The following is a 21,201-nucleotide window of genomic DNA, read 5'->3' as shown; positions in this document are numbered from 1 at the left end:
CAGGCTGTTTTCGGTGGCAATCAAGCTGCTTTTTTCTAAATATTTTCTTGCTTCTTTTGTTCCTGGCGTTTTGCGTACTGCTTTCTCATGAAAAGGATGAGAGTAACAATAATCAGCCCAATTAAAATCCCGATAGCTCCCGGTGTAAGATTACCCCAAAAGATTTTATACAACAAAATCCCTGTCAGGATAATGGCAAACTCCAGATACCTACTGGCCATGCGAATCTTCCCCCATTTACATGAGCCTGATTATCGTTCGTATCTACTAACCTGATCTTTCATTTTTTCATGCTGACTCTTCCTATACTTTGTGATGAAAAAGATGAGATTGAGGACAATCAGGCCAATTGTGATTGACATACTTCCGGTGGTCATGCTTTTTCCTATCGAGATGTTGAAAAGCAGCATCCCGGATAGGAGCAGGGCAAAAACGAGATTAAGCATCATGAGACTCTTCCCCCATAAAAATTCGTTCGAGCGAAGGGACTTCAACGTTCACGCCATAAATATCCACGCGTGCCTGAACAAGAGCACGAACGAGAGTGGCCACTTTTTGATCATCATCGACCTGGATCGAGAGACGACCGTCTTCCCAAATCGTATTGCGCCCGAGGGACTCAATAAAGGTGCGCAGGTTTCCAGAATCCTCCGTAGCAAAAGCCGAGTGACGCACATGCACAGATCGCCATGCCTGATGGGCAGCTTGCAGCTCATCGAGTGTGCCGAGTGAACTGATTTTTCCGCTTTTCATGATAGCGATCCGGGTACAGATTTTCTCGACTTCATTCAAATTGTGCGAGGTCATGAAGATCGTTTTTCCTTGTTGATGGAGCTTGCGCAGCAAATTTTGAATATGCAGGCCTGATTCGACGTCTACGCCAGAAGTAGGTTCATCAAGGAAGATGAGCTCCGGGTCTCCGACTAATGCTTGGGCAATACCCAGCTTCTTTTTCATCCCGAAGGAAAAGGTTTTGGCTTTGCGGGATGCATGCTCCTCAAGCTCAACGTCTGTCAGGATGCGCATGCATTCTTCCTTTGTCAGTGTGACGCCTTTTACCTGAGCGAAATAGTGCAGGTGCTCCGCAGGAGATAAATGGTCGTAGAAGGTGGAGTAATCTGGCAGTACGCCAATTCGTTTTTTCCATCCCTCTGTATGGGCATCTTCTCCAAACATGCGAATGGTGCCCGCAGTCGGAATCAGAATGCCTGTCAGCATATTGATAAAGGTCGATTTACCTGCGCCGTTTCGACCGAGGAATCCGAAAATCTCCCCGCTGTGCACAGTAAGACTGACGTCATTCACGACCGTGCGATTGCCAAAGCGCTTGTTCAACTGTATGGTCTCGATCATTGCCATTAACAATCCCTCCGTCGGAATAGGTACATAGAAGCGATCAGGAAAGCTGCTGCATAGAGCCAAATGAAGCCGGTCCAGGCGCCGCCTTTTTCCATAAATGAAAAGGGTGTCAAATATTTAATCCATGCTGCTGCTGGGTGACTGGAGAAGGTGCTCCACAGTCCGAGACCCGGCAAGATCAGTGCGATCACAATTCCCAAAAACATCGTGTAGCTGGGGCGAGGTATCACGAGCGAAAGCAGCAGTGCCAGTGAGATGCAATAGATAAGCAGGGATACGCAGAGGTAAAAGGTCTTCGCGTCAAACGTTTGCACGGTGGCGAAAACTACGCCAAACGTAATAATCATGCAGGTTAGCCAGAAGAACGCGACGCCGAGAAATTTCCCTAAAATGATCTGATTGCGTGAAGTCCGGGTGACAAGAAAGCGAATCGTCCTGCCCGCTAGCTCACGATTTATGACATCATGAGACAGGCTGAATACAAACAAGGGCCCGAACAGCATGATGAGTACAAAGATACCAAGCGCGTGTCCCTGCGCCAGCTCCTGTTGTGGGAGAAAGCTTGCTGCCTGATTGACGAGGTCAGAAACCAAGTACGAGATGCCGACGATAAAGGCAACGGTAATTAACGATTTGATACTTTTAAACAACCGAAAAAATTCGTGTTGGCAAATAGCCCACATAGGTGAATCCGCTCCTTTCTTCTTCATCATAATGGCCAGACCTTTCCCCTACTAAAACGCTACCTTACCATTTCCTTATCTTTTTTGTTGGCATCGTTTCTCATGGTAGAATGAATGACAGCAAGGGAGGGAAGGGATATGGAGAAAGAAGCAAGAATCCTGCTGGTAGATGATGAAGAAGCGATTTTGCAGATGCTTCAAACAGTGCTGAAAAAGGAAGGCTTTGTCCAGATCGATACATGTACGACAGCAGCAGAGGCGATTCGTCTCGTGGAGGAGAAGACATACGACCTGTTGATTCTGGATGTCATGCTGCCTGATAAAAATGGATTTGAGCTGTGCGGAGCCGTGCGCCAGCGAACGAAGGCACCGATCTTTTTTCTGACAGCAAAGGGCACGGATTTTGATAAATTAAGCGGATTCGCGTATGGAGCGGATGATTACATAACGAAGCCATTTCATCCACTAGAGATCGTTGCCCGGATGAAGGCTCATCTGCGCAGAACCTTGGGGGGATCTGCTCCAGCCCAGGAAGAAAAGCGCTTTGATTTTGGACGTTTTCAAGTAAATGTGGAGGCAGCCGAGCTGTTCGTGAACGGAGAACGAGTGGACTGCCCGGCGCAAGTATTTTCATTGCTCGTCTTTTTCTGCCAGAATCCGAACCGGGTATTTACGAAAGAACAAATTTACGATCATGTATGGAAAGACGAGTACGGGATGTTTGATGAAAATACAGTCATGGTGCACATTCACAAGCTGCGCCAGCGTATAGAAGAAAATCCGGGACAGCCAAAGCTCCTGGTCACGGTGAGAGGGCTGGGCTACAAGCTGGTTAGTCCGGCAAGACAGTCATGAATTTGCGGAACAAGCTGATCTTTCAATATGTCCGACAACTGTTCGGGTTTCTCCTCGTCTTGCTGCTATTTCTGATTATCGCGATGCTGGGGTTAGGCTGGCGGATCATGAACGAGCAATTGTCCATCGATTTGTCCAGGCTGGATGCGTCTGATTTGACGTTGAAGATTGATTACGAGGGGGAGCGTATTCACGTCAATCCGGAAATCGAGAAGAGCGTGGCGAGACATCAAGGCTGGTTGCAGATCATCGACAAGCACGGAAAAATCCTGTACAACTATCGGACACCTGCTGATGTTCCCAGTCAATTTGGGCCAGGGGAGTGGATCGCTTATGTAGAAAATCGCGATGCTTCTCGTTATCACATTACACATTGGGTCATTAACCAATTTGACGAGAACATTATCATCCTTTATGGAACACCCGCTCCCGAAAAAGAAATGATGAAGCGCCTGATCGCAGCAAAAACGGGAACGAGCAAGGAGACATGGGATGAGTTGAACAATAACTTTTCCCGGGAAAAGGCATGGTACTTGGTATACGATCGTGCGGGGAAACTCATCCATCAATGGAATCACCCAAACGCTTCCACCCAGTTAGACATGGCGGAAGTTCTTCTTAATGGTGAGACAGCCAAAAATGTTCCTGTTCATATCACTAGTAGATATGACAAAAATAGCGATTTGACATACGTAGTGGGCACTCCAAATCTAACCTATCAGTCTGGTGTCCAAGAGACGTCTGAGGATGCCATGGTCAAGCAAACGTTCCTCCAGATCGGTATTCTTTTGATCCTAGTCGTTTTATTCGCAGGCAGCTGGTATGCGTGGCGAGTAGGCAAGCCGCTCTTGCATATGGTGAATTGGCTGGAACGACTGGCCCAAGGCCGCTATGAGGAGCCCATCGGGAAAAAAGGGAAACCAATCGGAAGGAATTGGCGCGGGAAAGAAAAGAAGTCATTTCGTGTGTTCAAGGATGTGTTTGACGCTCTCCGGCATCTGAGTGAAACCTTGCGTTCCAATGAAAAGCTTCAGCAAGAGATCGAGCAGACGCGAGAGGAATGGATTACCGGGCTCTCCCATGATCTCAAGACACCGCTGAGCTCGATTTACGGTTATGCTACCTTTTTGGAGTCCGAACAGTATGAGTGGGACAGAAAAGAAGTCAGCGAATTTGGGAAAACGATACGGGAAAAGTCAGACTACATGAACGGGCTGATTGAGGATTTGAATTTGACCTATCGACTTAAGAACCAAGCTTTGCCGATGGTCAAACAACCTGTCGCGATTGTAGAAACCATTCGCAGGATTGTGGTGGATATGGTGAACGATCCGAGCTCTTCTTTGCATGACATCGAATTTTCGGCGAATGTCCAATCGATAACGGCCGAGGTTGATCCAATCTGGTTTCGCCGCATCATCGTCAACATTTTGACAAACGCGATCAAGTATACCCCGGCAGGCACACACGTGCTCGTAGAGGTACAGTCGATTGCAGCCGATCAGTTTGTGGTCAAAATTGCGGACAATGGGCCGGGTATGGATGAGACGACGCTGGCCAATCTGTTCGAAAGATACTACCGAGGTGGGCATACAGGAGAGAATACCAGTGGAACGGGGCTGGGCATGGCGATAGCTAAGCAGCTTGTCTTGGCTCACGGGGGAGAGATTACGGTGGAGAGCAAGCTGGGTAGCGGAACTGTTGTCGTGATGCCCTTTCCTGCGGTCACCAGCTAGTTAGTTTTCTTAATAAAAGCCAAGGGATTTGCGCTGTCCCTTGGCTTTTTTCTGCTATGGTCTCGAAAGGAATGTTTGTATGACTTTGCCATCCTCTTGACGCTCTTGATAGAGAGTGGCTGTGTAATCGCGGATGCTGGCACGCCAAAAGCCGATGGCAGGCATGTTGTTTTCCAATTGAAAGACTTCCCAGGCACCCGGGAACATTTTGAAGATTTGATGGGAGGCCGCTTTTCCGATCCCCAGTCGACGGTAGCGCTTCATGATAAAAAATTCAGCAATGGAGTGGATTGATGGCAAATCTGGATCAGGGCTTGTGAGCATGCGGACGAGGACAAACCCGGCTAGCTTACCATTTACTTTGATGAAAAAGGGATGGCGTTCTGGTTCGACCCAATACTTCTCAAAATAGTCATAGCCAAACAAGCCGTCGTCATCTACTTCGAAAGGCTCAAACTCAGTGAAGTCGTACGTATACAGCTCCAACAGTTGCTTGAGAGCGTGCTTCTGTTCAAAAGAAACTCGTTCTATCGAGAATGCTTGATTCACTGAGAAAACCTCCTTTTTCCATGAGATATACGAGTATCGTACTCTATTTTTTAAGTTGTGGAAACATATGGAATACACTTCTTTACAGAACCTCACACGAGCGTTCATTTTGCTCGAGATGGTTACACCCCAATCGAGTATCTAATTACTCCTTTGGGGTTTTCTTCTTTTAAAAGAAAATTTGTAGCCGAATTTGCTGTAAAAGGGACTTCCTTTCATACGTACATACAAAAAAATACCCTATAGACAGACGTTCCCAAACGCCCACTCTATAGGGTACACTTTTTTTCCCTTTAATGAATCGCTTTCTTCTTAAACTGCCCGCCACGTACATCGTGAATATTACCGACAGCCAAGAAGGCATTCTCGTCAACTTCTTCTACGATCAGCTTCAGCTTGGCTTCTTCTAATCGCGTAATGATGCAGAAAATTACTTTCTTGTCGTCTCCAGTATAGCCGCCCTCACCATTCAAATAGGTAACGCCACGGCCCAGACGAGCAACAATCGCATCTCCCAAATCCTTGTGATTGTCACTAATGATCCATACCGCTTTAGACTCCTGGAAGCCTTCGATGGTCAGATCGATCATTTTGAATGCAATGTAGTAGGCGATCAGCGAGTACATCGCGCGATCCCAACCGAATACAAATCCGGCACTGCTCAAAATGAATAAGTTCATGAACATAACGATCTCACCAACGGAGAACGGAGATTTCTTGTTAAGCAGTACAGCGACGATCTCTGTACCGTCCAGAGAGCCTCCATAACGAAGAACGAGTCCTACACCAATCCCGAGAAGTATGCCGCCAAAAACAGCTGCAAGCAGGGGATCATCCGTTAGCCCTTTGACAGGGTGAAGGAGTGTCGTTCCAATTGACATGATCGTAACCCCAAAGAGGGTCGAGAGTGCAAACGTTTTTCCGATTTGCTTGTACCCTATGATTAAGAAGGGCAAGTTAAGCACGAAAAGGAAAACGCCAAGAGGCAACCCAGATAGATGCGAGGTAATAATCGAGATACCTACGATTCCACCGTCGATAATATTGTTCGGTACGAGAAAAATCTCGAGTGCTACCGAAAACAGGGAAGCACCAATCAGGATACCGAAGACCCTCTTGAGCAATTTTCCAATGGGTAATTTCTGATGAGCCGATTTTGCAAGTGGTTGTTCCATCGTTCCTCTCCCCATTGTGAAATTTTTTACTTACTTAGCTATTATAGCATTCATTCTTATGCGATTACTGCATAATTACACTTTTTAGTAAAAATTATTCCATTCAGACTTGTTCAGACTCATTAATACGCTTGAAATCTCGTTCAGGCGTGAATGTTGAGTACAGCGAGTGTTCTGTATTGACTGGTTATACAGAAATTGCTATTTTCAAACTGTTAGGAAAATAGTTGGGGGGAAGCACAATGGGTTTCTTGAAAGCGGAGATAGAAGTATCATCATCTATAGAGCTGGTTTGGTGGGCATGGACACGAAAGGAACGGCTTGTTCAGTGGTTTGCGCCTGATGCAACGATTGAGCCGTATCTGGGTGGAGCGTACGAATTGTACTTCAATCCAACCAATCGCGACCAGATAGGGACGAAAGGGTGCATCATTACCCATTTTGAACCGAAGGAGCGCTTGGGCTTTACATGGAAGGGACCGGATGAATTTGCAGATACCATGAATCACGAGGATGCCTTGACTTACGTGCTTGTCACCTTGTCTGAAGCAGAGGGGAAAACGCAAGTATTGGTCGAGCATTTCGGTTGGAAAGAGGGAGAGGAGTGGGAAAAGGCTCGGGGCTGGCACGAAATGGCTTGGTCTCATGTTTTGGGGAGCCTGAAATCTGCACTTGAATCCGGCAAAGGAGATCTGTGCTGCTCTCCCCAGGCTGTTCATCAAGGGTAGAATTTGAGGATTTGTCCGTCATGGCGAGCTAATGTGATGATTACATATACAGACTATGAGAGACAATCAGATAATAGAAGTGATCTATGCACCTTCTCGTTTTGCTAGGAAAAGAGAAAACATGCGCTTCCAAGCGTCCCTTCCTTCGGGCGGGTATATGCCGCCTGTGGGTGCTATCATCTGCCTGATCGGAGTGAGCGTCATCTTGTGGGCGCCGCGCCACTAACTTTGGAGTGGAGGCTGAAATGAAAAGCTTCGAGGAATTGTACTGCGAAGAGGATTCAGCGATAGAAGAAATAAAAAAATGGCAGTCAGCATCAGACCGAAAGATTACCCTTCTGCCGTCTGAACAGGAGAAAGGGAAAAAACAGCTTGTTGATTTACAAGTAACAACGAGGTCAACTTTAGGTGCTGTTGCTTTCGAAACAGGTGGGATTCTGATTCACCAAGGATGGCTACGGATTCTAGGGTCCGGCCATCCTCATTTACCTCGTTCCATCACTTCTTGGAATCAGCAATGTGCCTTGAACGAGATGTTGTTGGTAGCAGACGATGTCATAGGAGGGTTCTTTGCGATTAATGGTGGAATGTTTCCGGATTCGATAGGCGGTATATGGTATTTCGCTCCGGACAGTCTTGCGTGGGAAGACCTTGAAATTGGCTATACCGACTTTTTGAACTGGGCAATGACGGGGGATATCCATACGTTTTATGCGACATTTTTCTGGAAGGATTGGGAGAAGGACGTTTCCAAGCTAAAAGGCGATGAAATGTTCGCGATCTATCCTTTTTTGTGGTCAAAAGAAGCGCGTGAATTAACGATGGAGGGGTGCTCAAAAAAGCCGGTTCCTGCATGGGAAATTTGGGAGATGAATCAGAAAGTTGTATAGAAGAAAAAAGAGCGGCCCACGAAGGACCGCTCTTTTGCTTTTATTGTTTGGTTGCTGCAACTTCAGCTTGCGCGCTATTATGATGATCCAAGTACTCGTCTGGACCGATAATTCCCGCAGCACGATCTTGTTTTTCCAGTTCAAGTGCTTTTGGAACGGAGAGCCAGTAAGCAAAAGCAATACCGATAATACCTGCACCCAATTTACCAATCATGACTGGCAAGATAATGTTTGGTTGGAAGTTAGCCGAGAAGGACAAGTGGTCACCCAGCAAGAAAGCTGAACAAACCCCGAAGGAAATGTTGATAACTTTGTCTTTCGGCGGCATGGAACGAATGAGACGGAACATCGCCAGGATGTTCGCGCTAGTCGCGAGCAAGCCTGCACTACCAGAAGGGCTCATGCCCAGCTTGTTACCCAATACTTCGAGCGGCTTCGCTGCATATTTACGCAGCATGTATACCATTGGGAACGCACCTGCGAGCATGATACCGATGTAACCAGCGGTCTCCAACGCACGGTATTGATCGGTTGGATCGGCGATGATCGGATCGAAGCCCCAAGCTCCGAAAATCTTCGTGAAGATGCCAGTAAAGTGTTGCACGATCGAGAATACGAGTACGAGCTTGATAGCTGCATCCATTGTCTTTCCGAAAATCATGAAGCCTTTAATCATCAAGTCTGGCAGGAAGCGCAGACCAGCAGCAATCGCTAATACGAAGAACAAAATTGGTGAAAGGTTCAACAGTACCTGACCGAAACCAATAGCAAAAGCATAAGTGGATTCAGCGTTTGTCGAGATTTCATTGCGAACCTCTGCATTTGTCAAAACAAGAATGGCACTGGAGATAAAAGCACCAATCGGAACTGTCAAAATACCGGACATTACGCCAAGCGCCATGTATTTATGGTCGCGCTTGTCCAACATAGCAAGACCCATTGGGATGGAGAACACGATTGTAGCACCGGCCATCAGACCGACGATCATCGCCATAATCCAACCTTCCGTGGAGGTTTTCAGGAGGTTTGCCAACTGATAGCCGCCCATGTCAGATGCGAGAATCGCAGTTGCCGCAATCGCAGGATCTGCTCCAATTTTGTTGAAGATGGGTGATACCGCTTTTTCTACGAACCAAGAGATATACGGGAGGGACGCCATAATACCGGCAGCAGGAACGAAGATGTAACCTGTTGAGTGAATCCCTTCCATGAACTCCTTACCGAGACCCTCATCGCTGTTGCGGATCGCGGCAATGGCACCAATTACTGCACATAACATGATGATGTAAATAATGACGCTTCCAATGTGCTCCATGGATATCCCACCTTTTTGCGGATGTAAACAATAAAAGCACTTAGGATCTCATGAATGAATGAGATATACCCTAAGCGCCTTTGCTTATTTCGTATGAACTTTTGTTTACAGGTAATGTCAATAACAACCAACTGGAACCGCTTTCATAGCTCGCTAAAAATAAACGAAAAAGGCAAGTCGCGTTTATTTCGTTGTGTACATTTTAAAACTTATGCTAGAAAGCGCCGTTGCTTTACTCTGCATTATAAAGTGATTATATGGGGAGGCATGGCTAATGTCAACTGCTCTTTAGGAACAAAGAACGAATTTTGTGAGGAAAAATAGCTGGAAAAAAAAGCCACCCTTGTTATTCGCAAGGGCAGCTTTATGTGTAATTTACAGTTTTGTTACGTTCTCAGCTTGTGGACCACGGTTGCCTTCAACCACGTTGAATTCAACGCGTTGGCCTTCTTCGAGGGTTTTGAAACCGTCGCCTTGGATTGCGCTGAAGTGAACGAATACATCGTTACCGCCTTCAACTGCGATGAAGCCATAACCTTTTTCTGCGTTGAACCATTTAACTGTACCTGTTTGCATGGGTGTTACCTCCAACAAAATAAAATGAATATGTAACTTTTATTTATATAAAATAAAATTCACACATTGCAAAAGGTTCAAACATAAGTGTAAACCCTTTACAATATGTGAACGCTTTAAATAAGAATCTTTTGTTTAAGCTAATACTATCACAGACGATAGAGGAAAGCAATCGCTCAATAAACGAAAGAACGGCCCGAGTAGGAAATCTCTGAGCCGTCCATTACGAACATGGAGCAAAATGTTACTTAGGAAAAGAACTTCACTCTCTCATCCAACGATTGGAATTGTTTTTCACCTGGTTGAGCGGTTGGTTTGCCAAAAGGCATTTGTGCTCTCAGTTTCCATGTGCTAGGGATCTTCCATGCTTGTTGGACTTCTTCATCGATGAGTGGATTGTAATGCTGCAAGGAAGCACCGAAGCCCTCGATTTCCAGCGCAGTCCACACAACATATTGAAGCATACCGGAAGATTGCTCGGACCAAATCGGGAAATTATCTTTGTACGCTGCGAATTGCTGCATGAGGTTTTCGACGACGCTCTGGTCTTCAAAGAAAAGAACAGTGCCGTAGCCGCTACCGAAGGCATTCATTTTTTCTTCCGTGGCCCCGAAATTTTCAGCGGGAACGATTTTACGCAAGGTTTCTTTGGTAATGTTCCATAGCTTATCGTGCTCCGCACCCAAGAGGACAACAACGCGAGCGCTTTGGGAGTTGAATGAGGATGGTGTATACTTTACTGCTTCCTGAACGATTTCTTTAATGCGCTCATCAGATACAACATTTTCTTTGCTGATCCCATAGTACGTTCTTCTGTCTTTTACAGCTGCAATAAAATCCTTACCCACTCTGCATTCCTCCTGCAACTTGTTTTTACACTAACATGATGCATTGAAAGGGAGAAGCTTATTCAATGTTTTGTTCCTTACATTTCGTAATTAAATATAAATTCATGTGCAACTACTGTCAACATTTGGGTATGCTGATAGCGATAAGTATACTTTTTTTCGGTTAAAATGGGATGATCAGGTTCGAGTTAGTAAGGAGGATATCATGATTACCAAAATGGCAACGGTAGCTGTTTACGTAGAAGATCAACAACACGCAAAAGTGTTCTGGACAGAAAAGGTTGGATTTGAAGTCAAGCAAGAGCACCCGATGGGACCAAACAGCAGTTGGCTGGAGGTAGGACCAGCAGGTGCCCAGACTGCTTTGGTACTCTATCCGAAAAGTATGATGAGCAACTGGCAGGAACAAAAAGCCTCGATCGTTTTTGAATGTACAGAAATTGAAAAGACGTACGAAACGATGCGCGCGAACGGTGTTGTTTTTCAAGGAGAACTGAACAAGATGCAGTGGGGGACCTATGCGACTTTTCAGGATGAAGATGGCAACAGCTATTTGCTAAAAGGATAAGCGTAGTGACGACCTCTGGCCAAATACGGCTAGAGGTTTTTTAACAGGAAGAATCAAACAATCGCGCGAACGAGGTAATACATATGCGTAGTTGGCAGACCGTCAGAAGTCGCATAGTGGTCAAAAATCGGCATAACACTCTCCATGTGTTGTTCGATGGTGGACGTGAGAATAGTGGGGCTTTGCCCGAAGCAACGCATGCGAATGACATCGAGCGGGGTCTGATAATACTCGGTGGCGATCACCGTCTGAATATCCACTCGCTGGAAAGCAGCTTGTCTGAGTCTCTCCTGCAGATTTTGTAGGATCGGAGTGTCTACTGGACGTGAACCAAATAAATGAGGAAACCATTCGAATAATTCGGCGGACAACTGATCGCTCGGATGTAATCCGATGAATGAGCCTCCTCTTTTGACGACGCGTGCTACATCTGGATAGGCGGAGGTAGGTCCCTTGCGATTGTAGGCGCAATCGAACGTATCGTCATGGAAAGGGAAGGTATATTTCGTATTGGTGACAACGAAGGAAACGTTTGCGGGTGTTTGTGTACGGGCCTTCTGCACAAAATTTTCTGTCACATCCAAGCCGACAATTTCTTTGGCAGAACGACTCCAGTGCAGTGTGAATGCGCCGTGCCCGCAGCCGATATCGAGAACGGATTGATTCGGAACCATGCGACTAATTTCTTCCATAAAAAGCGACTCGCCATTCGGTTCCGTAATGGTAGAGCGCCACGGGTATACGTATTCACCAGTCATTTCACCCAGCTGAGTGTACCAGGCCAAAGAATGGGGGGCGAGCCAGTCGGGATGGGTGTTCGGATTCGGTGGATGAAGCATAATCGGTCACCTCTTATCTAACGAAAATGCACAGCAGGTTCCATTGTAATAATTTTCCTGTCTTTTGACAAACTCTTTAAACGGCTTTACACGAACGAAAAGTAGCGATAACGTGGAAGAGGGAAAGCGGTTGAAAGGAGCCAGGGCAAATGATTTTGTCACAACAATATAGAAGCATTCTGATCGTGACCTCCGTTGACGCAGAACGGGATGCAGTGATGCGCGGTATTCAAGGGGATGAGCGTTTCACAGTTATCGCTGGGGGAGTAGGACCAGCAGCCGCCGCAGCGAGTACAGCCAGAGCGCTTGCTTGCGCGGACTACGATCTGGTCATTTGTGCAGGAATATGCGGCGGATTCGTGGGACAAGCAGAGATTGGGTCGCTCGTTGTCGCGACAGAGATTATTTGTGCGGATTTGGGGGCAGAAACGCCTGAGGGCTTTTGTAGTGTGGACGAGCTCGGATTTGGATCAGCTCGGGTAAGTGTCGATCAGGAGTTGGTCGAAAGGGCAACGGAAGCAATGAGGGCAGCAGGCTTGACCGCCAAAAAAGGCATTGTACTTACACTATCGACTGTGACGGGCACAGCGGAAACAGCGGCGGCTTTGGCACAGCGGATGCCAGACGCGCTAGCAGAAGCGATGGAGGGGTATGGCGTTGCGACTGCTGCCCAGGCTGCCAGACGACCTGTTCTGGAAATTCGCACGGTATCGAATGCAATTGGACCGCGGGATAAATCAGCTTGGCGGATAAAAGATGCGTTGGAATCTCTGGAAAAGGGAAGCTCTGTACTACGGGAGGTACTATCATGAAAATTGCGTTTTCACCATGTCCGAATGACACTTTTGTTTTTCATGCTTGGGCACATGATTTGATTCCGGGAGCGCCAAAGCTCGATATTATGTACGCAGATATCGATATTACGAATACACTTGCTGCACAGGGGGAAGGCCCTGAAGTAATGAAAATCTCCTATGCGGCATTGCCATGGGTGATGGACAACTACTCGTTGCTCCCTTGCGGCGGTGCACTGGGCAGAGGCTGCGGGCCACTCGTTTTGACCCAAGGAAATTCTGGTGAGAGTGCGAACGATCCAGCACGCCTGTCCAACAAAACTGTAGCAGTGCCGAGTGAGCGCTCCACAGCTTATTTACTGTTCCGGCTCTGGGCTGCACAAAATGTCCCAGGTGGTGTAGGGGAGATCGTCGTCATGCCGTTTCATGAGATTATGCCTGCTGTACGTGACGGCAAGATCGATGCGGGACTCGTGATCCACGAGGCGCGTTTCACGTATCAAAACTACGGGCTGTCTCTTATGACTGACTTGGGCAACTGGTGGGAGTCTGATACTAATTTGCCAATTCCGTTGGGGGCCATTATCGCGAAAAAATCAATGGACATCGAGGCTCTGACCAATTGGACGCGCTCCTCTGTGGAATATGCATGGGCGAATCCGACCGCATCACAAGAATATGTCATGTCCCATGCCCAAGAGCTGTCTCTGGAGGTAGCGCAAGCGCATATTAACTTGTACGTGAATGAGTTTACGAGAAATTTGGGTAACGATGGTTATGCAGCTGTTGAGGCGTTGCTCGGTCGTGCAGCCGAGGAAGGGCTTGTACCAGCATTTGATTTGTCGACATTACGGCGATAGCTGAATTAATAATGGGAGGGGGTAGCTTACAGGGCTGCCCCCTTTTCCTGTTCGAGTGAAGCGTTAGCCAGCGTAGATCAATCCACATGCCAGTCGTTTTCCGCTATTTCCTGCCGGTTGCGAATGGAAGTCATCAGGACTTTGATGGATGATCACGCTTTTGCCGACCACATCTGCTGCACTGATTTTGTTTGTGAAAAAAGTCATTCGTGCATAGCCGTCATTGGAAAACAGCACGGGGAAGTCGCCTACGTGGTTGCCATGTGGCTGATGCGTAGGGTTCCAGTGACTGCCTGCTGTGGTAAAGGGATCATTCGGATTTCCTACCGTACAGACGCCATGCTCATGCAAATGAAAACCAAATGGCCCGATTTGCGGTTGATTGCCAGCGGCTGGCTGGAAAGCGGGGAGACCGCTGACTTCCACGAACACATCGGTACCGTAGGGGACATCGGTAAACACAACATATCCATTCAGATTCGGCGCCAGTGGACCGCCTTGAATTTCGGCAAAAGATTGTCCTGTTCTCCGCCCATGCTGTGAGGACACAGCTCGTAAGTCATATTCATATGGGTATTCATAAGGTTGATATCCGTACATGTTACACCACCTTCGTTCATGATCCAGTTTGACATATCTTATGTAAGTAGTGGGCGCATGGTTACTGGGCTGCGTAGGAGAACATTGACGCTGATAATTATTTTCATCTACAATCAGGTGGAATTCCCCGGCATGGGCAAAAGGGTGGGCAAAACGTGAAAAGAGTGCTGCTAATAGAAGATGAGATCAATATGGCCCGATTTATTGAGCTGGAGCTGCGCTACGAATCGTTTGCGATTACAGTCGCGCATGATGGACATAAAGGACTCGAGCTCGCTTTACAGGAAGAATGGGATGTCATATTATTGGACGTCATGCTTCCGGGGCTTGATGGTATTGCGGTTTGTCAAAAAATTCGTAGCGTGAAAAAAACGCCGATTATTATGCTGACAGCAAGAGACAGTATTACGGACCGTGTCTCAGGCTTGGACAGTGGGGCCGATGATTATATTCCGAAGCCATTCGCGATCGAGGAGTTGTTGGCACGCATACGCGTTGTGTTTCGCCGTCAGGAAGAGCAGGAGAATGTCCCCCGAACCATGCTCGCGCACCGAGGGCTGGTAGTCCAAATGGAGGGACGTATCGTCACCAAAAATAATCAACCTGTTGAGTTGACCAAAAGAGAGTATGACTTGCTCGTGACGTTCATGAAAAACATCAATCGAGTCCTGCCTCGCGAGGTGCTACTCGATACCGTGTGGGGATTCGAGGCGGCTGTCGAGACCAATGTTGTCGATGTGTACGTTCGGTATTTGCGCAATAAAATCGATTCTCCCAATGAGGACAGCTTTATCTCGACTGTACGTGGGATTGGCTATGTGATGCGAAAATGAGCGGACCATCGAGATTCTTAAAGCTCCCGATCAAATGGAAGCTGACACTCTGGTCGTCACTTCTGCTTTTTCTCGTATTCATTGGCTATAATAGCTTCCAATATTTTTTTGTAGAGAAGTGGATGTTTAATCAGGAACAACAGGTTGTGCAACAGACGATGCGAGAGTTCCTCAACTACACGCTGGAAAAAGAGCAATCTTTTGAGGGGGAGGACCTCACAGAGCTACGCAGCTTCCTGGAGAAAATCAATCAACGAAACCAGATGATTCGCATTCTGGACGAAGAGGGTAAACCGATTGTCGTTGTCTCGGAAAACTTTCAAGATATCACACTGCCACCGCTTCCGCCTGTTCAGTCGATTCGCACCCAGACCCAAGAAGTGCGTGGTGACTTGTTGATCATGAGCAGTCCTCTTACGATCTTTCAATTTAACGGGACAGTCATGATTCTGAAGAATATGAAAGAGTTTGAGCAATTGAGTGGTGCGCTCTTTCAGGTCATGGCAATTGGGTGCTTGACCGCTGTGATCATAAGCGGTCTCGGTGGCAGATTGCTCGCGCGGCAGTTGCTTAGGCCTCTGCAATCGATGAATGAAACGATGAGCAACGTCCGGCAAAAAGGATTCCATGAACGCGTGCAGTTTCACGATAATCAGGATGAGATTGCGACCTTGATGAAAATGTTCAATAAAATGATGGATCAGGTGGAGCGGTCCTTTTTGCAGCAGAGACAATTCGTCGAAGATGCCTCACATGAGCTGCGGACGCCAATCGCGATTATCGAAGGGCATCTGGGAATGCTGCGGCGTTGGGGAAAAAATGATCCAGCTGTTTTGGAGGAATCCTTGCAGACTTCGATTCAAGAGCTCGCCAGACTAAAAGGACTGGTGCAGGAGCTGCTCGTTTTGACGAGAGCTGAGCATGTGGAGATCGAAGAGGATGTCGCGCTCCATAATCCGGATCAGGCTGTCTGTCACATGATCAAGAAATTCGCCACGATTCAGCCGACATTTACGATCGAGCAAGAACTAGGGTCTTTGGCTGGAAAAATCCTTGCCATATCAGAAGAACATCTGGAGCAAGTGCTACTGATCCTTTTGGATAATGCGGTCAAGTATTCCGGGGAGAGCAGGAGAATCTGCGTGAGGGCCATGGTGCAAGAAAATGTAGCCTGTATGGAAATCATAGATGAAGGAATCGGCATACCTGAGCAGGATTTGCCGTATGTCTTGGATCGATTGTATCGGGTAGACAAAGCCAGAAACAGCGGGGAGAGCGGATATGGACTGGGGCTTGCCATCGCCAAACGATTGCTTGCGCGTTACAACGGCAGCATAACAATTCAGAGTGTGGAGCAGAAAGGGACGACTGTGACTGTTTTTGTGCCGCTTCGTCAGTGAATTTCAACCGATCCACATCTCACTAAAAATAATTGGGGATGTTTTTTTATTTTCACAGCATTTTCTCATTTTTGTTCGTTACAATAAGCCTTGTCAATTGGCAATGATATTCATTATCAATAATCACTGCGATAGAGAGGGAGAATCAAAATGAGAAAAAAATCGATGCTGGCGGTCATGCTGAGTACGATGCTGACGTTGCCTTTACTTGCTGCATGCGGAAACGGTGCGAATACTGCCCAACCGCAAACAGAAGCGCCAAAGGCACAGGAGCCGGCTGCCACAGAGCAAGTCGTGAACGTATTTACTGCGCGCCATTACGATATTGATAGCAAATTGTTCGCAGAATTCACGAAGCAAACAGGCATCAAGGTAAACGAAGTGAAGGGTACAGCAGAAGAGCTGGTTGAGCGCTTGAAGCGTGAAGGAGAGAGCTCCGAAGCGGATTTGTTCATCACGGTTGACGGTGGTGTTCTGAACTACGCGAAGCAAAATGGCGTTCTGCAACCGATTCAATCTGCTGAAGTAGAGAAAAACGTACCGAAAGAACTGCGTGATCCTGACAACCAATGGATCGGTATGGCTACCCGTGCACGTGTAATCGTGTATGCGAAGGATCGCGTGAAGCCAGAGCAGTTGTCTACGTATGAAGATTTGGCTACGGATAAATGGAAGGGCAAAGTATTGGTACGCTCTTCTTCCAACCTGTACAACCAGTCCCTCGTTGCTTCTTTTATTGAGCTGAATGGCGAGCAGGCTGCATTGGATTGGGCAAAGGGTCTGGTAAACAATTTCGCGCGCAAGCCTGAGGGTGGAGACCGTGATCAGGCAAAAGCTGTCGTTGCAAAAGTCGGTGACGTTGCGATCATGAACACCTACTATGTTGGACAAATGCTTAACTCCAAAGATGCAGAGGAAGTAAAAGTCGCGCAAAACATCGGCGTTTTCTTCCCGAACCAAGAAACGACAGGTACACACTTGAACATCAGCGGTATTGGTTTGACCAAGCACGCGAAAAACAAGGACAATGCCGTGAAATTGATTGAGTTCGTCACAGGTAAAGAGGCTCAAACGATGCTGACAAACGGAAGCTACGAGTTCCCTGTTAATGCAGAGGCTGACAAGCCTGCTCTTTTGAAAGAGTGGGGAGAATTCAAAACGCAAAAGCTCGACTTTGCTAAGCTCGGCGAGTATAACAAAAAAGCGGTAGAACTGCTGAATCAAGCAGGTTGGAAATAAGCATGACGGGAGCACTTTTGCGTAGAAGCCTGAGACGAAAACTGAACGGGTGGGTAACGCTGAGCGTGATAGGGGCCATTTTGGCCCTTCTCCCGTCTCTTTATATTTTTTTCGGACTCTTTCAAAAACAAAATGAAAACTGGCAGCATATCCAAGAGTACATGCTACTGGATTACGCGCTGCAATCGTTATGGCTCGTGCTCGGTACCGGAGCCTGTACGATCATCGTAGGTGTGACCTTGGCCTGGTTGGTAGCTGCCTACGATTTTCCATTGCGTCGCTTTTTTTCATTTGCTTTCGTGCTGCCGCTAGCAATTCCTCCGTATATCGCAGCATACACGTACGGCTCCATGCTCAGCTACACGGGGAGCATTCAGACGATTTTACGTGAAACATTCGGGCTGACGCTTGATCAACGCTACTTTGACATTATGTCGATGAAGGGCGCTATTTTTATTTTTACTCTGTTTTTGTTCCCGTACGTCTATTTGATTACGAAAACCTTTCTTGAAAAACAGAGTGCTGTGTTCATTGAAAATGCCAGATTGCTCGGAAAAAACCAAACGCATATCTTTTTTCGCATCGTCCTGCCTATGTCGCAGGCAGCTATTGTGGGTGGCGCGAGTCTTGTAGCATTTGAAGTGCTCAATGATTTTGGGGTGACGAAGCATTTTGGGATTCAGTCTTTTACAGCGGCGATTTTCAAGACGTGGTTTGGCATGTATGACGTAGAATCGGCCATCCGTTTGTCCGCCTGGCTCATGACGTTGATTATCGGGATCTTTATCGTCGAACGTCTCGTGCGTAAAAGAAAAAAATTCAGCTCGCCTACGAACAGGAGCACGCCGCTCACACGCAGAAAATTGCGCGGAATCCCGATGTACGCTGCCGTAATCTTCGGATTGGTTATTGTTTCGTTTTCATTTGTGATCCCTGTTGGGCAGTTGATTGTCTGGGCGACGTGGACGTATGGGGAAGTGTTGAACGAGACCTTCTGGAAGCTCTTGAGCAATACGCTATTCATCTCCTGTATCTCAATCACCATCTTGATGCTACTCGCGGTAATCGTAACGAATGTCATCCGATTCTCCCGAGGCTCGATATTCGCGGTGGCACTGACGCGTTTGATTTCCATGGGCTATTCCATTCCGGGAGCAGTCTTGTCCATCGGTGTGATGGCGGTGGTGATGTCCGTAGATAAAGAACTGAGTTCCTTCTATAGCTGGCTGGGTTTGGGTGCAAACAAGCTGGTACTCAGCATGTCCTTGTTCATGCTGACGTTTGCCTACATCATCCGCTTCCTTGCAGTCGGATTCAATGCAGTCGAAGCGGGGTTTGAGAAGACGGGAAACCGCTATTCAGAAGCGGCACGTATGCTCGGGATGAGCATGACACGAACCTTTTTCAAGGTGGATTTGCCATTAATCAAAGGGGCTGTGCTCACTGGTTTTATTCTGGTGTTCATGGAAATCGTGAAGGAATTGCCGCTTACCTTGCTCCTTCGTCCCTATAACTTCGAGACGCTGGCAACAAAGGCGTATCAATATGCAAGCGATGAACAAATTCATCAGGCCGCGATTCCTTCGCTCTGTATCATTGCAGTGGGGATCGTCTCCGTTATTTTCTATCACTGGTTAGGAGAGAGACAGGCAAAATGACTTTTTTTGAAGTGAAAAACCTGACGTTTGGTTATGCAAGCGGGAACGGTAGCGTCATCCGGGATTTTTCCTTACAGATGGAGCAGGGGGAAGTTGTCGGGCTGCTCGGGAATAGTGGTTGTGGAAAAAGTACATTGCTTCGCTTGATAGCCGGACTGGAGTCCCCGAAGAGCGGGCGCATCCAGATCGATGGGAAAGTGTTGGTCGATCAGGGGCAGTTTGTGGAGCCTGAGCAACGCGGGATCGGCATGATTTTTCAGGATTATGCGCTGTTTCCGCATTTGACTGTCGAGCAAAACATCTTGTTCGGTCTGCATCGCTTATCTAAAGCAGAGCGTCTGGTTCGTTTGAAAGAGATGTTGGCGCTTGTACAGCTCGAAGGCTACGGCAAGCGATATCCACATGAGCTGAGCGGGGGACAGCAGCAGCGTGTCGCATTTGCGCGTGCGCTGGCACCTAGACCGGCTATCTTGTTGATGGATGAGCCGTTCAGTAATCTGGATGCCGAGTTGAAAACGAAAATACGCGATGACTTGAAGCGAATGCTGCGAGCTGCCAAGATGACTTCGATCCTGGTCACGCATGACAAAGCAGATGCGGAAACAATATGTGATCGCATCATTCGCATGACTCGCTAAGGGCAAAGTGCAGCTTTCAGCCTCCAAAGTGCATAGTCGTACCGTGTGTTGTTGTATAATGTGCATACGACGAATTTTGCAGTGTGCGGTCTGCTGTCTTTTGGTCAGCACCGTTCAAATAGAGGAGGATGGAACATGAAAATTGAAATCTGGTCTGATTTTGCCTGCCCGTTTTGCTATATCGGAAAGCGCCGTCTGGAAGGAGCGCTGTCTCAATTTCCGCATAAGGATCAAGTAGAGGTCGTATATCGCAGCTTCCAGCTCGACCCGCAGATGGAACGCGATACTGATATGGACATGCATGAAGTACTGGCAGCCAAGTATAGCATTCCGCTCGCACAGGCCAAGGGGATGAATGACCAAGTAACCCAAATGGCAAAAGGCGTCGGTCTCGACTATCATTTTGACACGATGATTCCGACCAATACATTCGATGCGCATCGCTTGACGCACTTTGCTCATGCCCATGGAAAAATGAAGGAAATGAAGGAGCGTATGCTGAAGGCGTACTTTACGGAATCGCTCCATCTCGGTGACCACGAGGTGCTGGCACAGCTTGCTTCTGAGGTAGGTCTGGACAAGGAAGCGACGCTCGCCATGCTGGCAGGCGACGACTACAGAGAACAAGTACAAGAGGACAAACAAAGAGGCAACGATTTGGGTGTCACAGGTGTACCGTTCTTTGTCATTAATAACAAATATGCAGTCTCTGGCGCGCAGCCAGGAGAAGTCTTTTTAGGCGCATTGAATCAGGTATGGGAAGAAGAAAGCGCCGCTCCTGCTCTGAAATTCGTGCAGAACGACGAGAAAAAAGACGAGCAATCCGGCGACAATTGCGTGGACGGCTCCTGCAAAATATAAGCGACACGAAAACCTAAGTGAAGTGGCTAGCTATCAAAGGACAGGTACCCCTTACCAGTAAAATCTCAAAAGCCGATCCTCCTGAATGAAGGGGAATCGGCTTTTCTCATGAAAAGTTGCTTTGAGAAGTAATAGAGGGAAAGAGTTGTTGCTCATCCAGTTCAACAGCAGTGCTGATTTCGATGAAAGGGAGCTGT

Annotated in this window: 23 protein-coding genes; 13 read left to right on the top strand and 10 right to left on the bottom strand. The window is 47.4% G+C overall.

What is annotated here, in order from left to right; all coding sequences use genetic code 11:
- Positions 1-35: 35 nt before the first annotated feature.
- The 3 genes from ACFVS2_RS18695 to ACFVS2_RS18685 form a co-directional block, all read right to left on the bottom strand.
- Positions 36-221 carry a hypothetical protein gene (locus ACFVS2_RS18695; RefSeq protein WP_173618097.1) on the bottom strand — a complete coding sequence of 62 codons (186 nt, stop codon included), beginning with the start codon at positions 219-221 and terminating at the stop codon, positions 36-38.
- Between the two features lie 217 nt (positions 222-438).
- Positions 439-1,359, bottom strand: coding sequence for an ABC transporter ATP-binding protein (locus ACFVS2_RS18690; protein WP_390236453.1), 921 nt, complete (start codon positions 1,357-1,359; stop codon positions 439-441).
- Positions 1,359-2,072: an ABC transporter permease gene (locus tag ACFVS2_RS18685; RefSeq protein ID WP_390236450.1), complete on the bottom strand. Its 714-nt coding sequence runs from the start codon at positions 2,070-2,072 to the stop codon at positions 1,359-1,361. Before ACFVS2_RS18685 ends, ACFVS2_RS18690 begins: the two co-directional genes overlap by 1 nt.
- 108 nt (positions 2,073-2,180) lie before the next feature.
- Between ACFVS2_RS18685 and ACFVS2_RS18680 the strand changes: the two genes are divergently transcribed.
- Together ACFVS2_RS18680 and ACFVS2_RS18675 are read left to right on the top strand one after the other, a co-directional pair.
- A complete protein-coding gene (locus ACFVS2_RS18680; RefSeq protein ID WP_390236447.1) occupies positions 2,181-2,897 on the top strand; it encodes a response regulator transcription factor in 717 nt (238 codons plus the stop codon).
- A complete protein-coding gene (locus ACFVS2_RS18675) occupies positions 2,894-4,633 on the top strand; it encodes a sensor histidine kinase (protein WP_390236444.1) in 1,740 nt (579 codons plus the stop codon). Before ACFVS2_RS18680 ends, ACFVS2_RS18675 begins: the two co-directional genes overlap by 4 nt.
- 54 nt (positions 4,634-4,687) lie before the next feature.
- Here the strand turns inward: ACFVS2_RS18675 and ACFVS2_RS18670 are convergent, their stop codons facing one another.
- Together ACFVS2_RS18670 and ACFVS2_RS18665 are read right to left on the bottom strand one after the other, a co-directional pair.
- Entirely contained in the window at positions 4,688-5,182 is a 495-nt protein-coding gene (locus ACFVS2_RS18670) for a GNAT family N-acetyltransferase (protein WP_390236441.1), read from the bottom strand.
- A gap of 293 nt (positions 5,183-5,475) precedes the next feature.
- Positions 5,476-6,357, bottom strand: a complete 882-nt coding sequence (locus ACFVS2_RS18665; RefSeq protein ID WP_173618092.1) for a YitT family protein — start codon at positions 6,355-6,357, stop codon at positions 5,476-5,478.
- A 242-nt stretch (positions 6,358-6,599) separates the two neighbouring features.
- On the opposite strand from ACFVS2_RS18665, the gene ACFVS2_RS18660 reads away from it, so the two are divergent.
- Positions 6,600-7,085 carry an SRPBCC family protein gene (locus ACFVS2_RS18660; RefSeq protein ID WP_390236438.1) on the top strand — a complete coding sequence of 162 codons (486 nt, stop codon included), beginning with the start codon at positions 6,600-6,602 and terminating at the stop codon, positions 7,083-7,085.
- A gap of 245 nt (positions 7,086-7,330) precedes the next feature.
- Positions 7,331-7,975 carry a DUF2625 domain-containing protein gene (locus tag ACFVS2_RS18655; protein WP_390236436.1) on the top strand — a complete coding sequence of 215 codons (645 nt, stop codon included), beginning with the start codon at positions 7,331-7,333 and terminating at the stop codon, positions 7,973-7,975.
- A 40-nt stretch (positions 7,976-8,015) separates the two neighbouring features.
- Here the strand turns inward: ACFVS2_RS18655 and eutH are convergent, their stop codons facing one another.
- The 3 genes from eutH to ACFVS2_RS18640 all read right to left on the bottom strand — a co-directional run bounded on the left by eutH (position 8,016) and on the right by ACFVS2_RS18640 (position 10,714).
- A complete protein-coding gene (gene eutH / locus ACFVS2_RS18650) occupies positions 8,016-9,290 on the bottom strand; it encodes an ethanolamine utilization protein EutH (protein WP_390236433.1) in 1,275 nt (424 codons plus the stop codon).
- Positions 9,291-9,665: 375 nt separating this feature from the next.
- Positions 9,666-9,866, bottom strand: coding sequence for a cold-shock protein (locus ACFVS2_RS18645; protein ID WP_007725380.1), 201 nt, complete (start codon positions 9,864-9,866; stop codon positions 9,666-9,668).
- A gap of 248 nt (positions 9,867-10,114) precedes the next feature.
- On the bottom strand, positions 10,115-10,714 hold the full coding sequence (locus ACFVS2_RS18640) for a nitroreductase family protein (protein ID WP_390236430.1): 600 nt from the start codon (positions 10,712-10,714) through the stop codon (positions 10,115-10,117).
- A 205-nt stretch (positions 10,715-10,919) separates the two neighbouring features.
- Between ACFVS2_RS18640 and ACFVS2_RS18635 the strand changes: the two genes are divergently transcribed.
- On the top strand, positions 10,920-11,282 hold the full coding sequence (locus ACFVS2_RS18635) for a VOC family protein (RefSeq protein ID WP_390236427.1): 363 nt from the start codon (positions 10,920-10,922) through the stop codon (positions 11,280-11,282).
- Between the two features lie 53 nt (positions 11,283-11,335).
- Here the strand turns inward: ACFVS2_RS18635 and ACFVS2_RS18630 are convergent, their stop codons facing one another.
- Positions 11,336-12,121 (bottom strand): class I SAM-dependent methyltransferase, encoded by a 786-nt coding sequence (locus tag ACFVS2_RS18630; RefSeq protein ID WP_390236424.1) that lies wholly within the window; start codon positions 12,119-12,121, stop codon positions 11,336-11,338.
- A 149-nt stretch (positions 12,122-12,270) separates the two neighbouring features.
- On the opposite strand from ACFVS2_RS18630, the gene ACFVS2_RS18625 reads away from it, so the two are divergent.
- Positions 12,271-12,933, top strand: coding sequence for a futalosine hydrolase (locus tag ACFVS2_RS18625; protein ID WP_173618086.1), 663 nt, complete (start codon positions 12,271-12,273; stop codon positions 12,931-12,933).
- Positions 12,930-13,775 carry a 1,4-dihydroxy-6-naphtoate synthase gene (locus ACFVS2_RS18620; protein ID WP_173618085.1) on the top strand — a complete coding sequence of 282 codons (846 nt, stop codon included), beginning with the start codon at positions 12,930-12,932 and terminating at the stop codon, positions 13,773-13,775. Before ACFVS2_RS18625 ends, ACFVS2_RS18620 begins: the two co-directional genes overlap by 4 nt.
- A gap of 63 nt (positions 13,776-13,838) precedes the next feature.
- Here ACFVS2_RS18620 and ACFVS2_RS18615 read toward each other — a convergent pair whose 3' ends face one another.
- Positions 13,839-14,375, bottom strand: coding sequence for a superoxide dismutase family protein (locus ACFVS2_RS18615; RefSeq protein WP_390236420.1), 537 nt, complete (start codon positions 14,373-14,375; stop codon positions 13,839-13,841).
- A 155-nt stretch (positions 14,376-14,530) separates the two neighbouring features.
- Between ACFVS2_RS18615 and ACFVS2_RS18610 the strand changes: the two genes are divergently transcribed.
- From ACFVS2_RS18610 to ACFVS2_RS18585, 6 genes are all read left to right on the top strand, one after another.
- Positions 14,531-15,208, top strand: a complete 678-nt coding sequence (locus ACFVS2_RS18610; RefSeq protein WP_173618083.1) for a response regulator transcription factor — start codon at positions 14,531-14,533, stop codon at positions 15,206-15,208.
- Entirely contained in the window at positions 15,205-16,608 is a 1,404-nt protein-coding gene (locus ACFVS2_RS18605) for a sensor histidine kinase (RefSeq protein WP_390236418.1), read from the top strand. Before ACFVS2_RS18610 ends, ACFVS2_RS18605 begins: the two co-directional genes overlap by 4 nt.
- A 150-nt stretch (positions 16,609-16,758) precedes the next feature.
- Complete coding sequence (locus ACFVS2_RS18600; RefSeq protein ID WP_390236415.1) at positions 16,759-17,847, top strand: Fe(3+) ABC transporter substrate-binding protein; 1,089 nt, start codon at positions 16,759-16,761, stop codon at positions 17,845-17,847.
- 2 nt (positions 17,848-17,849) lie between these two features.
- The gene (locus ACFVS2_RS18595) at positions 17,850-19,505 is read left to right on the top strand and encodes an ABC transporter permease (protein WP_390236412.1); all 1,656 of its coding nucleotides are present in this window, start codon (positions 17,850-17,852) and stop codon (positions 19,503-19,505) included.
- Complete coding sequence (locus tag ACFVS2_RS18590) at positions 19,502-20,143, top strand: ABC transporter ATP-binding protein (protein ID WP_017250075.1); 642 nt, start codon at positions 19,502-19,504, stop codon at positions 20,141-20,143. Before ACFVS2_RS18595 ends, ACFVS2_RS18590 begins: the two co-directional genes overlap by 4 nt.
- A gap of 135 nt (positions 20,144-20,278) precedes the next feature.
- Positions 20,279-21,004, top strand: a complete 726-nt coding sequence (locus ACFVS2_RS18585; RefSeq protein WP_390236408.1) for a DsbA family oxidoreductase — start codon at positions 20,279-20,281, stop codon at positions 21,002-21,004.
- The last annotated feature ends 197 nt before the right edge of the window (positions 21,005-21,201 follow it).

The sequence above is a fragment of the Brevibacillus sp. NPDC058079 genome (assembly GCF_042885155.1).
Lineage (GTDB): Bacteria > Bacillota > Bacilli > Brevibacillales > Brevibacillaceae > Brevibacillus.
Note: the sequence above shows the minus strand (reverse complement) of the source record. Positions and strands in the feature narration are given on the sequence as shown.